Annotated in this window: 14 protein-coding genes and 1 pseudogene; 8 read left to right on the top strand and 7 right to left on the bottom strand. The window is 70.0% G+C overall.

Annotated features, from left to right (window positions below; genetic code table 11):
- Positions 1-23: 23 nt before the first annotated feature.
- Entirely contained in the window at positions 24-680 is a 657-nt protein-coding gene (locus ACIQ7Q_RS12525) for an ATP-binding protein (protein ID WP_403859420.1), read from the bottom strand.
- A gap of 177 nt (positions 681-857) precedes the next feature.
- Between ACIQ7Q_RS12525 and ACIQ7Q_RS12520 the strand changes: the two genes are divergently transcribed.
- The 5 genes and pseudogenes from ACIQ7Q_RS12520 to ACIQ7Q_RS12500 all read left to right on the top strand — a co-directional run bounded on the left by ACIQ7Q_RS12520 (position 858) and on the right by ACIQ7Q_RS12500 (position 4712).
- Entirely contained in the window at positions 858-1706 is an 849-nt protein-coding gene (locus ACIQ7Q_RS12520) for a helix-turn-helix domain-containing protein (protein ID WP_403859418.1), read from the top strand.
- The gene (locus tag ACIQ7Q_RS12515; RefSeq protein WP_403859416.1) at positions 1703-1912 is read left to right on the top strand and encodes a DUF397 domain-containing protein; all 210 of its coding nucleotides are present in this window, start codon (positions 1703-1705) and stop codon (positions 1910-1912) included. Before ACIQ7Q_RS12520 ends, ACIQ7Q_RS12515 begins: the two co-directional genes overlap by 4 nt.
- A 23-nt stretch (positions 1913-1935) precedes the next feature.
- Positions 1936-3174: a damage-control phosphatase ARMT1 family protein gene (locus tag ACIQ7Q_RS12510; protein WP_403859414.1), complete on the top strand. Its 1239-nt coding sequence runs from the start codon at positions 1936-1938 to the stop codon at positions 3172-3174.
- Positions 3175-3263: 89 nt separating this feature from the next.
- A pseudogene (locus ACIQ7Q_RS12505) lies at positions 3264-3693 on the top strand (hypothetical protein).
- Positions 3694-3857: 164 nt separating this feature from the next.
- Positions 3858-4712, top strand: coding sequence for an excalibur calcium-binding domain-containing protein (locus tag ACIQ7Q_RS12500; RefSeq protein WP_403859412.1), 855 nt, complete (start codon positions 3858-3860; stop codon positions 4710-4712).
- A 42-nt stretch (positions 4713-4754) separates the two neighbouring features.
- On the opposite strand, the gene ACIQ7Q_RS12495 is transcribed toward ACIQ7Q_RS12500, so the two are convergent.
- The gene (locus tag ACIQ7Q_RS12495; protein WP_403859410.1) at positions 4755-5360 is read right to left on the bottom strand and encodes a hypothetical protein; all 606 of its coding nucleotides are present in this window, start codon (positions 5358-5360) and stop codon (positions 4755-4757) included.
- 181 nt (positions 5361-5541) lie between these two features.
- On the opposite strand from ACIQ7Q_RS12495, the gene ACIQ7Q_RS12490 reads away from it, so the two are divergent.
- On the top strand, positions 5542-6483 hold the full coding sequence (locus ACIQ7Q_RS12490) for a CHRD domain-containing protein (RefSeq protein ID WP_403859408.1): 942 nt from the start codon (positions 5542-5544) through the stop codon (positions 6481-6483).
- 162 nt (positions 6484-6645) lie between these two features.
- Positions 6646-6948, top strand: a complete 303-nt coding sequence (locus ACIQ7Q_RS12485; RefSeq protein WP_356630502.1) for a hypothetical protein — start codon at positions 6646-6648, stop codon at positions 6946-6948.
- 347 nt (positions 6949-7295) lie between these two features.
- Here the strand turns inward: ACIQ7Q_RS12485 and ACIQ7Q_RS12480 are convergent, their stop codons facing one another.
- Positions 7296-8681: a DUF445 domain-containing protein gene (locus ACIQ7Q_RS12480; protein WP_403859406.1), complete on the bottom strand. Its 1386-nt coding sequence runs from the start codon at positions 8679-8681 to the stop codon at positions 7296-7298.
- A gap of 113 nt (positions 8682-8794) precedes the next feature.
- Here ACIQ7Q_RS12480 and ACIQ7Q_RS12475 point away from each other — a divergent pair, with 113 nt between their 5' ends.
- Positions 8795-10039: an SGNH/GDSL hydrolase family protein gene (locus ACIQ7Q_RS12475; protein ID WP_403859404.1), complete on the top strand. Its 1245-nt coding sequence runs from the start codon at positions 8795-8797 to the stop codon at positions 10037-10039.
- 452 nt (positions 10040-10491) lie between these two features.
- On the opposite strand, the gene ACIQ7Q_RS12470 is transcribed toward ACIQ7Q_RS12475, so the two are convergent.
- From ACIQ7Q_RS12470 to ACIQ7Q_RS12455, 4 genes are read right to left on the bottom strand one after another with little or no spacing between them, the layout of a single operon-like run.
- Positions 10492-11196, bottom strand: a complete 705-nt coding sequence (locus ACIQ7Q_RS12470; RefSeq protein WP_403859402.1) for a DUF1707 domain-containing protein — start codon at positions 11194-11196, stop codon at positions 10492-10494.
- A gap of 26 nt (positions 11197-11222) precedes the next feature.
- Complete coding sequence (locus tag ACIQ7Q_RS12465; RefSeq protein ID WP_403859400.1) at positions 11223-12179, bottom strand: ATP-binding cassette domain-containing protein; 957 nt, start codon at positions 12177-12179, stop codon at positions 11223-11225.
- 15 nt (positions 12180-12194) lie between these two features.
- Positions 12195-12998: an ABC transporter permease gene (locus ACIQ7Q_RS12460; RefSeq protein WP_403859398.1), complete on the bottom strand. Its 804-nt coding sequence runs from the start codon at positions 12996-12998 to the stop codon at positions 12195-12197.
- Positions 12991-13791: an ABC transporter permease gene (locus ACIQ7Q_RS12455; protein WP_403859396.1), complete on the bottom strand. Its 801-nt coding sequence runs from the start codon at positions 13789-13791 to the stop codon at positions 12991-12993. Before ACIQ7Q_RS12455 ends, ACIQ7Q_RS12460 begins: the two co-directional genes overlap by 8 nt.
- Positions 13792-13923 lie beyond the last annotated feature (132 nt).

Below are 13923 nucleotides of genomic sequence, written 5' to 3'. Positions count from 1 at the left end.
TCGTAGAGCTGGCCGACAGCGTCCTATAGACCAAACTCCGCGTCACAGTGCACGAGCGCTCGATCCAGAACGTCCTCCACGTCGCGCCCGTGCGCCCGCAGCCACATCGCCAGATCGGCGACGATGTCCACTGCCGCTTCCTCCGCCACCGCGACGTCCAGGCGACTAGCACTGCCGAGTTGGTTGCGGGCGACCCGGCCGTACAGACCGAGAAGAGCATCAGCTCTCGCTACGCCGAGGTTGCCCACGTGGCCCTCTGGCGAGCTCAGGCTGGTGACTAGCTCACACCAGGTGACCTTCGAGCCCTCCCAGAGGAACACTCCCCACGAGTCCGCGATGGAGTCGAGGAGTACAACCCCCCGCCCCTCTTCCCTATCCCAGTCGGGGGCGAGAAGTGTAGGCAGGGCACGAGCATCCGGATCGTGGACCTCGATGCGCAGGCGAGTGCCCTGCATCGCAAGCCTGAGTGTGGTCGGGGTGCCGACCCCAACGTGCCGAATCACGTTGGTCACGAGTTCACTCATGCAGAGCTGGGCTTTGTCCACCACCTCATGGAGTCCCCAGGCCTCCAAGTGAAGGCGCACGACCCGCCGAAGCCCCGCCACCTCGGGAGGTTCAGCCAGAAAGGGCAGCTCAAGCGGCTTGCGGCGTACACACGGCACGACCTTCAACACGCCCACCTCTCAACTCGTCACTGTGCGCCTTTGCGCGGCCACGCATCGTGCGCTTCCCTCAGCGAGAGTGGCACCTGCAATCCTCTTCATGCAATGTGCACGATGCGATTCGCTCGATAGAGTGATTGGCGAGAGCGACGTTTAAAGGGACACTGAACGACCTGTAACTAGCGAGGAGTTGCGTTGGCCGGGTCTCCCACCGCTCGCCGCCGTCGCCTGGCGATCGAACTCAAAAAGCTGCGCGAGGAGAACAAGTTGACCTGCAACCAGGTCGGCCAAGCCCTCGACTGGAGCGGTTCGAAGGTCAACCGCCTGGAAACTGGAAGCGGTCGCGTGCAACCTTCGGACGTGGATGCGCTCTGCCGCTTCTACGACACGACGGAAGAACTACGTGAGTTCCTCAAATCGCTGGCGAAAGACTCTAAGGTCCGGGGCTGGTGGCAAGCCCATGGTGCAGGCGTTCCCCAGTGGTTCTCGGTCTACATCGGGCTTGAGCAGGATGTATCAAGCCTGCGCCAGTACCAATGTGAACTTGTGCCCGGCCTCATGCAGACGCCGGAGTACGCGGCCGAGGTGCACCGCGCCTCGAAGCAGCTCGCGAGCTCGGACGTCGAACGGGCAGTGAACGTCCGCATGGAGCGCCACGCGATGCTCGTGCGCCCCGGGGGCCCGAGCCTTTGGTGCATCATCCACGAGAGTGTGCTGCACCATGTGATGGGGAGCCGCGCGCTCATGCGCGACCAGCTTCAGCGCATGCTAGAGGTCGCTGCCATGCGCAACGTGACGTTGCAGGTGCTTCCGTTTAACGCTGGCACTTACCCCGCGACAGGTGCGTTCACCATCCTGGGGTTTCCCGAGCAGGAAGACCCAGATGTCGTGTACCGCGATGGACTCACCGACGCGATTTACCTTGAGGCGCCGGATGACGTGGTCGAATACACCCGCGCGTACGACAATCTTCGAGCCATCGCTTCCAGCCCACCGCGATCGGCAGCCTTGATCAAGCGTGTCATGGAGGAGCACTACTCATGAGCATCTACACCGGACCTAGCCACGGCGACGGATGGTTCAAGAGCAGCTACAGCAACGGCTCCGGCGGTGAGTGCGTGGAGGTTCGCCTGGCCGCTTACAACGCATCAGTACGGGACTCCAAGCACAAGGATGGCCCTCAACTGGCCATCAGCTGCCCCGCTTGGACTCACTTCGCTTCGGCGGTTCGCGAGCAGCGACTCGGCTAGCACTGACGTCCTGGGAGAGGCCGATGACCGCAGACGCCACACCCCCAAGGTCCGACGACGCGCCCCCAAGCGCCGACAACGACCCCGTGCGCGCGCCCGTGATCCTGAGCAACCAACCCGGGTCGTTCGCCTGGGGAGTCCTCGCCAAGCGGCACCCGGCGCTCATCCAGCAGGTGCGCGACGCCTTCCCCCTCGGGCCCGCCCAGCATCACGCCCTCGACGCGCTCCTCGAGGAGACCGCCCACGGTGTCATCGAGCCGCTCCCCGCGAACGCGCACGACCATGAACGGTGGTCCGTCTGGGGGCAGGGGCACTTCGGGCGGTCGTGGTTCGATGTGCCGTTCCTGTGGGCCGAGAGCTACTTCTACCGCAAACTCCTCGGCGCCCTCGGCTACTTCGCATCCGGACCTTGGCAGGGCATCGATCCCTTTGGCCCCTTCAAGGCGGCCGAGCTGCGCAGCGTGACCGTCGACGACGAACTGGCCGCCCTCGACGAGCCGGCCGAGCAGCCCGCGGACGTCCGGGCGTCGGCGTTCCTGGGCGCGGCTCTGTGGGGCAACCGCGCCGACCTCGGCTTCCGTCTCGACTCCGACGGCGCCGCCGCCCAGGCCGACCGCGTCGACTCCCACCTCGTGGCCGACGACAGCGACGCTCTTTGGTCGCTGCTGCCGGTCGGCCGCGCCGCCACCGTGCACCTCGTCGCGGACAACGCGGGACGGGAACTCATCCCCGATCTGGTACTCGTCGACCACCTGCTGCACACCGAGCGAGCCGCCGACGTCGTCCTGCACGTCAAGCCGTACCCGTACTACGTCTCCGACGCCACCATGGCGGACGTCGTCGACAGTCTGCGCCGGCTCATGAACGCCCCCGCGACGGCGTACGCCTCGGAGATCGGGCAGCGACTCCGAGCCGCGATGGCCGACGGGCGGCTCGAGGTCCGCGCGCACGGGTTCTTCTGCGCACCGTTCCCGTACGGCGCGATGCCCGACAGCCTGCGGAAGCAGTTCGCGGGGGCCACGGTGACCGTCCTGAAGGGCGATCTGAACTACCGCCGTCTCGTCGGCGACCAACTGTGGGAACCAACAACGCCGTTCGCGGAGCGGACCGGGTACTTCCCCGGGCCCGTGGCCGCGCTGCGCACCTTGAAGTCGGACGTGATCGTCGGCCTGGAGCGGGACGTCCTCGCCTCGCTCGAGTCGAGCGGCGACGCATGGCGCACCAGCGGAACGCACGCCCTGATCCAGGTCCGGAGCCAGTAGCAGGTCCGGAGCGAGAAGGTGCTCCCGGGCCCTGACCGTCCGGCGGCACGCCGGTCAGCGCTGTCAGTGGGGTGCGGAATCCTGCGGACATGATTCCGCGGACTCCGACCGACATCGAGAACGTTCTGCGCGCAAGCTGGGCCGCCGATACCTGCGCTCCCGACGATCTCGAGCGCACCAGCTGGAGCGGCGACAACCCGGCCCCTGGGGCAGTGCGACATCACGGCCCTGCTCGTGAACGACCTGCTCGGCGGCGACCTCGTCGTCGGCGAGGTGCACCTGGACGGCGAGCAGCACGGCTTCCACTGGTGGAACCGGCTGCCGGGCGGCCTCGAGATCGACCTCACGCGCGACCAGTTCCGGCTCGGTCAGACGGTCACGGCGGGCCGCACCGTCCCCAGGCCCGCGGGCCGGCCGCGGCGGCGCGGTGACGAGTACGAGCTGCTGCGCAGCCGGGTCCTTGCCCGGCTGGACTGCGACCTGCCCGTGCTGGCGGGCGGCCGGCGAGCCGACGCGTAGCGCCAACGTCGCGGACGGTACCGGCTGGTGGGGGCGGAGCCTGCCGGCCCTCATCCCCGTGCCGCACACATTTTCGTCACAACTTCTCCAACTCCGCCCACAACTCACTCACAGGAATGACATGCTCGGCCCCTCGTTTTCTGTTCAACAGCCTTGGGGGGCCAATGACAGCAAGAAGAGTCCGCGGACGGATCGTTCCGGCCGTCTGCGTCGTGGGAATGGCCGCGGCACTGGTCGGGTGCGGCGGGGGCGGGGGCGAGGATGCCAAGCCCGTTGCGGCGACGTCGAGCACTGCAGTCACACAGGAACCGACAAAGACGCCCTCGCCGAAGCCCGGACTGGCCCTCGTCGACGACGAGGAGAGCACCGACGCCGGCCAGGAGATCGTGGTGGAGGTGCTGGAGAACGACACGGCCACCCTCAGCGACGCGCCCTTCGCGCCGCTCGAGGACGTCCTGCAAGCCGAGGACTTCACGCTCACCGTCGACAGCCCCGCGAGCCACGGCACCGCAGAGGTCGACGGCACGGGCATCACCTACACACCCACCGCCGGGTACGGGGGCGAGGACGAGTTCACCTACCGCGTCGAGGTGAAGGCCGGGGCGGGCGCGGAGGCCGTGTCGGCCACCGCCGTCGTACGGATCACGGTCACGAAGCCGGAGCCGAAGCCCACGCCCACCCCGACTCCCAAGCCCAAGACCAAGCCCAAGGTCTCGTACGCCAACTGCGACGCCGTGCGCGCCGCCGGAGCCGCTCCGATCCACGAAGGGGAGCCCGGCTACGGGTCGCACCTGGACCGCGACGGCGACGGTGTGGGGTGCGAGCCGTACAACGGCGGCGGCACGAGCGGCGGCAGCGGCGGCAGTGACGGCGGCGGTACGTCCGGGGGCGGGTCGGGCAGCACGTACTACGCCAACTGCTCCGCCGCACGGTCTGCCGGAGCCGCGCCCGTCCGCGTCGGCGACCCGGGATACGGGCGGCACCTGGACCGCGACGGAGACGGTGTCGGCTGCGAGTGAGCCCGGGCGCTTAGCGGCAGGCAGAGGGTGGGAATCCGCAGGTCACGCCTGCGACTTGATCAGCTTGCCGTCAGCCGCGATCACGAACCACTCGTCGTCCAGCCCTTGGCCGTTCACGTCGCCGGCCGTCACATCGCCCACGTAGTAGTAGAGCGGCCAGTCGCCGTAGACGGCCTGCTCCGCGCCCGCGCCGAGCTTGATCTCCTTCAGCAGCGACGCGTCGGTGCCCTCTCCCGCCGTCACGTCCTTGGCCGAGATGAGTGCGGGCCAGACGGCGATGCAGTCGGCGTCGCAGTTGGCCTGGCCCGGCTTGTCCTTGGTGAAGCCGTAGAGGGTACGGCCCTGGTCGTCGACGAGGATCGTGCCGAGATCCGACTCGGCCGTGCGGACCGAGATCGAGGGCGCCGGCGCCTGCTTCGGCGGCGTCTCGGCGGCGGGCTCTTCGGCGTCGGGCTGCTCCTTCGGCGGCGCTTCGGCGGGCGGCTCGGCCGGGGCCTGCTGGTCCGCCGGCTGCTTCGCGGCGCCCGCGCCGTACGACGAGCCCGAGCCGTCCGAGTCCTCGCAGGCGGTCGCGGTGAGCAGCGCCAGGGCCATCAGCGGGGCTGCGATCAAGGCCTTGGTGCGCGTGCTGGTCCGGGTGGTGCGCATGGTGTGATCCCTCGGCTTCCGGGGCGGGAGCGGGCGGTGCGTACGGCGGGAGGTACGGCCTCAACTGAGCGGCTGTTCAACGGAGTCCGCGGTTGCTGCCATTGAACGGGGCGCGCGGGCGGCTCGTACAAGACCCCGACCGACCACGACCGGTCGGCCCCCAACGAGAGGTTCATCCGCAATGCACAAGCGCACTCTCGCCGTGCCGGCCGCCGCCCTCGTGCTGGCCGTGGCCGGTGTCGTCCCAGCCGTCGCACACAACAGCCACGGAGGGGGCGGAAGCAAAGGGCAAACCGGCGCCTCCACGGTCTCGAAACCCAGCCACGGCCGCGCCGTCACCTTCGCCGCCGTCCTCACCGGCGCGCACGAGGTACCCGACGAGAGCGGGGCGGCGGTGAACGACCCCGACGGCAAGGCCGTCGCCCTCGTGCAGGTGAAGGGCGACCGAGTGGTGTTCGCGATGCAGTGGAAGGGGTTCGTACCGAGCCAGGGCCACATCCACGAGGGCGCCGCCGGGCAGAACGGCGATGTGAAGGTGCCCCTGTTCGGCAGCACGATGCCCGAGTCTCTGCACTCGGCGGCCGGGCACACGACCGTCACCGACGCCGCGCTCGCCAAGAGCATCGTCGAGCATCCGTCCGGGTTCTACATGAACCTGCACAGCGAGGAGTTCCCCGGCGGGGCCGTGCGCGGCCAGCTGAAGCAGCTGCACAAGAACATCAACCCGCTCCACATCATCAAGGGCGGCAAGCTGCGGGCCCTCGCCAACGGCGCCCAGGAGGTCGCCAACAACGACGCGACGAAGGTCAACGACCGCGACGGCAAAGCGGTGACGTTCCTGCACCCCAAGGGCACGACCGTCGACTTCTCCCTCGCGTGGGTCGACATCAAGGCGCCGAGCGCAGCGCACGTCCACAAAGGCGACTTCGGCAAGAACGGCGACGTGGTGCTCGGCTTCTTCGACAAGCCGGTGCCCGAGGGGCTGTTCGCCGTCTCCGGGCGGCTCCACGACCAGAAGCCCGAGCTGGTGACCGAGATCCGCGACAACCCGTGGGGCTTCTACTCCAACATCCACACCGAGGAGTTCCCGGACGGTGCGGTCCGGGGCCAGCTCTTCCACTGATCCGGGGGCCGGTCCAGTGGCCGGGAGAGCGTTTCCACCGCGCCCAGGGCCGCTTCTACCCCTGGCACCACCGAGACCTCCGGCCCCTCCCGCATCCAGCAGGGAGCGAGCGCCGTCTACGCTCGAAGCGACGTGACAGCGAAAGAACGAAAGGCGGCAGCGATGGCCAGGGTTCCCGCAGCAGCGGTGGCGGCAGGCGGACTCGTCGGCGGGTACGGAGTCGCCCGCTGGACCAGGCAGCGACCCCTCGGCGGGGTCGCCCTCGCCGCCGCCGGGGCCGTGGCCGCCCGGCAGTGGCATCAGGACGCGGGGCCCAAGGCAGCGGCGGCGCTGAGCGCCGCGTACGTCGCCGCGTTCGCCGGGTCGCACCCGCTCGCCAAGAAGGTGGGCGCGTGGCCGGCGGTGTTCACGGTGGCCGCCGGAGTGGCGCTGGCCTCGTGGACGGTCACCCGGCGCAGCCACTGACCGGGGCGGCACACCCCTGAATCGGGGCTGCGTCGGGCATCCCGGGACCCGGGACCGGCGGGGCATCGGGGGCCCCGGGCCGCGCCGGAGAAATCCGGGTCGGGCTGAACACTTCCGGCACACCGTACGTATTCCTCTACACCTCCCCATAGAGGCGCTGGGCGCGTGATCGTCAGGCAGGGACCTCACGCGCCCAGCGCATATCCGGCCCCTGCCGGCGATCCCGTGGTCCACCAGCGCGCACGCCAGGTCGTAGCTCGCGGGGGAACGCTCCAGGTGCTCGACGATCCGCAGTCCCGCGCGCGGACCAGGTCGGCGATCAGGCCCGCCGCGGGTGCCGTCGCCGGTCACGCGCCCAGCGCATGGGCGATCGTGTAAATGACCAGGCCGGCCAGTGCGCCGACCACCGTGCCGTTGATCCGGATGAACTGCAGGTCGCGCCCGATGTGCGCCTCGATCTTGCGTGACGTGTGCTCCGCGTCCCAGCCGGCGACGGTCTCCGAGATGAGCGAGGTGATCTCGCCCCGGTACGTCGTCACCACGTACACCGCGGCGTCCTCCACCCAGCCGTCCACCTTCGCCTGGAGCCGGCTGTCCGTCGCGAGACGCGAACCCAGCGACAGCAGGGAGGCGCGGGCCCGCAGGCGCAGTTCGCTGCGGTCGTCCTCCGCCGCCGAGATGATCATCGCGCGCACGGACGCCCAGGCCGACGCGATCACGTCCTGCACCTCGGAACGGGACAGCAGCTCCGACTTCATGCGCTCCACCCGGCCGCGGGTCTCCGTGTCCGACTGTAGGTCGGTGGCGAAGTCCCCGAGGAAGCGGTCGATCGCCGCGCGGGCCGGGTGGCCGGGCATGTCGCGCATCTCCGTGACGAAGCGCAGCAGCTCCCTGTAGACGCGTTCGCCGACCTTTTTGTCCACGAAACGCGGGGTCCAGCCGGGGGCGCCGCCCTCGACCGCGTCCATCACGGAGTCCGAGTGCAGGACCAACCAGTCGTGGGCCCGGGCGCAGATCAGGTCGACGGCCCGGTGGTGGGCCCCGTCGGCGACGACCTTCTCGAGTGTCTTCCCGATGCCGGGCGCGATCTCGGCGGCCTCCGCGCGGCGGGTGATCGCCTCACCGACGACCGCCTGCACATCGGCGTCGCGCAGGACCGTCAGCGCACCGCGCAGCGCGGTGGACAGCTCTGCGGTGACCCGGTCCGCGTGGGCCGGTTCGGCCAGCCAGGCACCGAGCCGGCTGCCGATGCCGACGGAGCGCAGCCGGAGCCGTACGACGTCCTCGGAGAGGAAGTTCTCGCCGACGAACGAGCCGAGCGATGCGCCGAGCTGGTCCTTCTTGTTGGGGATGATCGCAGTGTGCGGGATGGGGATGCCGAGGGGGTGGCGGAAGAGGGCGGTGACGGCGAACCAGTCGGCGAGCGCGCCGACCATGCCGGCCTCCGCCGCGGCGGCGACGTAAGCGGCCCAGCCACCAAGGCCCGCGTTCTTCGCCCAGGTGGCGAGGACGAAGACGAGCGCGACGAGCAGCAGCAGCCCGGTCGCCGTGGCCTTCATACGCCGAACGCCGCGCTGCTTCTCCTCGTCGGCCGCGGTGTACGCGAAGGGCGGCAGGGCCGCCGACGCGGCCGGCCGGGCCTGCACGCCGTCGACGGCGCCGGCGGCACCGGCGGCGCCGACGCCACCGACGACGCTCGCACCGCCCGGCTGATCCCGTTCTGTACGTTCCATCCGCTCCACCCGTCCGCGACTGCGTCCGTACACAATGTCCCTATCACTGGTCCCTACATCAGGTACTCCTGGGCGGCACATCGAGTTCCCGAGGCATGACGGATGATGTGTCCATGAATAAGCGTCAGGGGTATGTGAACCTCGCTGCCCTCATGACCGCGGTTGCCCTGATATGTGGCGGTATCTACCTCGGCGTCGGAACCGTCAAGAAGCGACCCGAGGTCCGTACACCCCCGGTCTCCGCCCCCGCATGGATCGGCACCTGGGCCGCGAGCCCCGTCGCAGCCGCGCCCGTCACGCACGCGCCCGGCGCGCCCAGCGGCCGCGAGGGCCGTTCCGTGCGGAACGTCGTCCACACCAGCATCGGGGGCACCGCCGCCCGCGTCACGTTCTCCAACCTCTACGGCACCGAGCCGCTGCTCATCACCGGCGCGTCACTCGCCGTGCGCGACAGCGGGAGCCCGGCCGCCGTGACGGACTCGCTGCGCCGGCTCACCTTCGGCGGCGTACACGAGACGACGGTCGCCCCCGGCGGGCGGATCGTCAGCGACCCGGTCGAGCTGCGGATCCCGTACGACAGCGATCTGCTGATCTCCGTCCACACCCCGGCCCCCGGCGGGCCGGTCACCAGCCACCCGCAGGCACGCCAGACGTCGTACATCGCGGACGGCGACCACGTGCAGGAAGAAGCGGGCGACGCGTACACGGAGCAGACCCTCTCCTGGTACCACGTCACCGCTGTCGACGTCCTGACCTCGGAGGCGCGCGGCGCGATCGTCACCATCGGCGACTCGATCACCGACGGCGTCTCCGCCACCGCCGACACCAACAGCCGCTGGCCCGACATCCTCGCCGACCGGCTCGGCGGCCGCTACGGCGTGCTCAACCAGGGCATCAGCGGCAACCGACTGCTCGAGTACGGCCGCGGGCCCAGCACGCTGGAACGCTTCGACCGCGACGTGCTCGACCGGTCCGGCGTCCGCACCGTCATCGTCGCAATCGGCATCAACGACGTACTCCGCGCCCCGCACGCGCCCACCGCCGACAACGTGACCGCCGGCCTGCGCGAAATCGCCGACCGCGCGCACGCACGCGGGCTGCGGGTCATCGGCTCGACGCTGATGCCGTGCGGCGGGCTCTACCGCTGCACCCCCGCGGTGGAGGCGGAGCGCCTCAAGATCAACGCGGCCGTCCGCTCGGGCGGGATCTTCGACGCGGTCGTCGACTTCGACCGGGCACTGCGCGATCCGTACGCGCCGGGGCGGCTGAAGCCCGTGTACGACTCGGGGGATCATCTGCACCCGAGCGACGCGGGGTATGCACGGATGGGCGGAGCGGTGGACTTGGCCGCGCTGTAGCCCCCGCCCTTCCCGAATCCGGGGCGCCGCGCCTCGAACTTCCTGCGGCCTGGCGGACGTGGGCAGTGGCATCTCCCTCGACGCCAGGCACAGGGGGCGCCCGCTGGGCCTTTGTCGCTTGGCGCGGTACCCGGGGCGCGGTACGGGGGCGCGGGCTGCCCCGCTCCGGGAACCGGCGCCGGACCCCGCGCGGCCAGCCGTACGGGCCCGGGCGAACGGCAGCGAACCGCGAGGCGACCGCCGACGGCCGACGGCCGACGGCCGGGGAACGGAAGCGAACGGCCCCCGCTCGTCAACCGGCACGGAACGCACCCCGGGCCCGGGCGCCCCGGTTCATGCGCTGGGGCCGGACCTCTCCCGCGCGAAGCGGACACGGCCCGGACGTGCCCCGGTTCGGGAGGGACCGCGCACGCGAACAAACCCGCACCCAGCGCGGCCCGCCTCCGGCGGGCCTACGCGCCGCCGCCCAGTTCCTTGCGGTCGTCGCCCTTCGACAGGTTCCGCGCCGCACGCTCGCGTTCCTGCCGCTCGAGCTTCAGACGCTGCTTCTCCGCCCTCGTGCGCTTGCGCTCCAGGCCGACCCCACCCATCAGGGCCAGGCCCCTGACGATCACGCGCGGTGCCTCCGGGTCAGGTTCCGGCTCGACGCTGCCCTGCTCGTCGAAGCCGCCCATCAGGCCGATGCCCCTGACCTCGACGTTCAGGCCGGGCGGCACGACGACCTGGACCCCGCCCATGATCGCGACGCAGTCGATCACGGTCTCGCGGTCCTCGAAACGGGCCTCCCGGAGGTCCAGTTCCCCGCCGCCCATCAGCGTGACAGCGGTGAACCTCCGGCCGATCGTCCATGTCCCCCTGCGCCGGAAGCCGCCCCAGAACGCGAAGGCGACCTTCGACGTCGCCGGGCCGCCCACCCGCGCCGACCATGCGCCCCTGGACGACGCCACGGCCGGAGCGCCCACGGTCGTGCCGGGCTCGGGCAGGTCCCGTACCAGCGGCTCCAGCTCGCCGTGCGTACGCGCGGTGTACGCCGCGTCCAGGCGCTGTTCGAACTCGTCCATGTCGAGACGCCCCTCGGCGACCGCGTCCCGCAGCCGCTCGGCGACCCGCTCCCGCTCGGCATCGGAGGCACGCATCTGCGGAGGTTCGCTCGTCATACCGTCAGCCTAGCCAAGCGGGCTGTTCAGACCGAGCGTTCCGCGTACATCTTGGCGATCACCGCTTCGATGTCCGGCTCCCGCACCGAGAGGTCCACCAAGGGGTAGCGCTCGGCCAGCGCCGCCACCAGCGGTGCCGCCGACGCCGACGCCGGGAAGGCCAGCCACTGCCTCGGGCCCTCCACCTTCAGCGTCCGCGCCGACTCCACCTCAATCGGCGGCAACTCCCGCTCGAGGTCCACCACCAGGGTCCGCTCGCTCTCCCCCACCTCGTGCAGCCCGGTGAGCGCACCGTCGTACATCAGCCGCCCGTGGTCGATGACCATCACGCGTTTGCACAGCTGCTCGATGTCGGTCAGGTCGTGCGTGGTCAGCAGGACCGTCGTGCCGCTCTCCGCGTTCAGGTCGCGCAGGAAGTCCCGCACCTTCGCCTTCGAGATGACGTCGAGCCCGATCGTGGGCTCGTCCAGATACAGCACCTCGGGGTCGTGCAGCAGCGCGGCCGCGATGTCTCCCCGCATCCGCTGGCCCAGCGACAGCTGACGCACCGGCACCTCCAACAGCTCCCCCAGGTCGAGCAGTTCGACGCAGCGGTCCAGGTTCTGCCGGAAGGTGGCATCGGGGATGCGGTACATGCGGTGCATCAGCCGGTACGAGTCACGCAGCGGCAGGTCCCACCAGAGCGTCGTGCGCTGCCCGAACACCACACCGATCCGCTGGGCCAGACGGGCCCGCTCGCGCGAAGGATCGATACCGGCGACCCGGAGTCGGCCGCCGCTCGGGGTCAGGATGCCGGTCAGCATCTTGATGGTGGTGGACTTGCCGGCGCCGTTGGGGCCGATGTAGCCGACCATCTCTCCGCGCGGCACGGTGAAGCTGATCCCGTCCACCGCCCGTACCTGGTGCTTCTCCCTGCGCAGTCGGCCCACCTTGCGCCGTACGTCGAAGACCTTCTCCACGCCGTCGAGTTCAATGAAGTCCATGCCCCTGCGCCTCCTTCAGTTGCCGGTGCTGCGGTACGAACGGAGCCCGACCCGCCAGGCCAGCGCCGCGAGCCCGAGAGTGCCCGCGGCCACGACGGGCGGCAGCAGCACCAGCCAGTCCGGCAGTCCCAGAGGGTCCTCGCGGCCCAGTACGTAGAGCGACGGCACCCAGTTGACGAAGGCCAGCGGCACGACGAACGTCACCCCGCGCACCAGGTCCTTCGCGAAGATCGACGGCGGGTACTGCAGCAGCGTGTTCCCGCCGTACGTGAAGGAGCTCTGCACCTCGGCCGCGTCCTGCGCGAAGAACTGGAACGCCCCGCCCGCCACGAACACCGACGCGAAGATCGCCCCGCCGCAGAGCAGCATCAACGGCACCATCGCCACCTTCGCCGCCGTCCACTCGATGTCGAGGGTCCCCAGCGCGTAGCCCAGCACCAGCAGCCCCTGTGTGATCCGCCCGAGCCGGCGCAGCGCGAACCGGTCCGCGGCGACCTGCGCGAGCACCGGCACCGGCCGCACCAGCAGCGTGTCGAGCGTGCCGTCCCTTACGCGCCGCCCCAACCGGTCCATCGATCCCATCAACAGATCGGCGAGACCGAAGGCCGTGCTGGTCGTCCCGTAGAGGAACGCGATCTCCGGCAGCGAGTAGCCGCCCAAGGCGTCCACATGAGAGAACATCAGCAGGATCGTGAGGAAGTCGAACGCGGTGGCCGTGAAGTTCCCCAGCGTCGTCATCGCGAACGACACCCGGTACGTCATGGTGGAACGGACCCACATCGCCACGATCAGCCCGTACGCCCGGAGTGCGTCAGCCACCCTGGACCACCACCCTGCGGGTGGCGACCGACTGCAGCAGCCGCCCGGCCGCCAGCAGCACGAGTGCCCAGCCGCCCTGGAAGGCGTACGCCTCGACGAGGCCCCAGCCCGTGTGCTTGCCGAGGAACACGTCCGCGGGAACCTGGAGCAGCGACGACCAGGGCATCGCACGCGCCACGTCGCCCAGCACGCCCGGAAAGAGGTTCAGCGGCAGCAGCATCCCCGAGAAGAAGAGCCCGGCCAGCCAGCACATCTGCATCACCCCGGCACCGTCCATCAGCCAGAACGCGGACAGCGACACCAGAAAACGCACGGCGAAGCTCACCACCACGCCGAGCGCCACGGACACCAGGAAGGCGACCCACGTCAACGGCGAACCGGGCAGCGCCAGATCGAAGGCGAGCGCCCCCAGGACCATCGGCACGATGCCGCGGCCCAGCAGATGGAACGCCGCCCGCCCCAGGTCCCCCGCCAGCCACCACAGTTGCAGATCCGCCGGACGGTAGAGGTCGATGGCGATGTCTCCCGTACGAATACGTTCGATCAGCTCGTCCTCGAAGCCGCCGCCCATCATGGCGCAGGTCATCAGCAGCGCCTGACCCAGCCACACATACGTGAGCGCCTCCGACTGGTCGTAACCGCCGAGCTGCGGACGCTCGTCCCACAAAGCCATATAGGTGTACGCCAGGATGAAGCCGAAAACGGTGTTGGTGAACACCCCCGCCGCCGTCGCCAGCCGATACGTCGCATAGCGCCGGAACCCACCCGCTGCAACGACCGCATACAGCCTCACAGCGCCTCCCCCCACGCGACCGTCCAGGCACCAAAGCGCACGACGTTAGCCGACCCCGACTGGCCACCGCGAGGGGATTTCCGGCACAAGAAGAGACCGGCTACGCGGGTTTATGGTCTGAAAAGTGCAGTA

Origin of the sequence: Streptomyces sp. NPDC096176 (assembly GCF_044763255.1) — a bacterium.
Lineage (GTDB): Bacteria > Actinomycetota > Actinomycetes > Streptomycetales > Streptomycetaceae > Streptomyces.
This window is presented reverse-complemented; position numbering and strand designations above follow the sequence as displayed.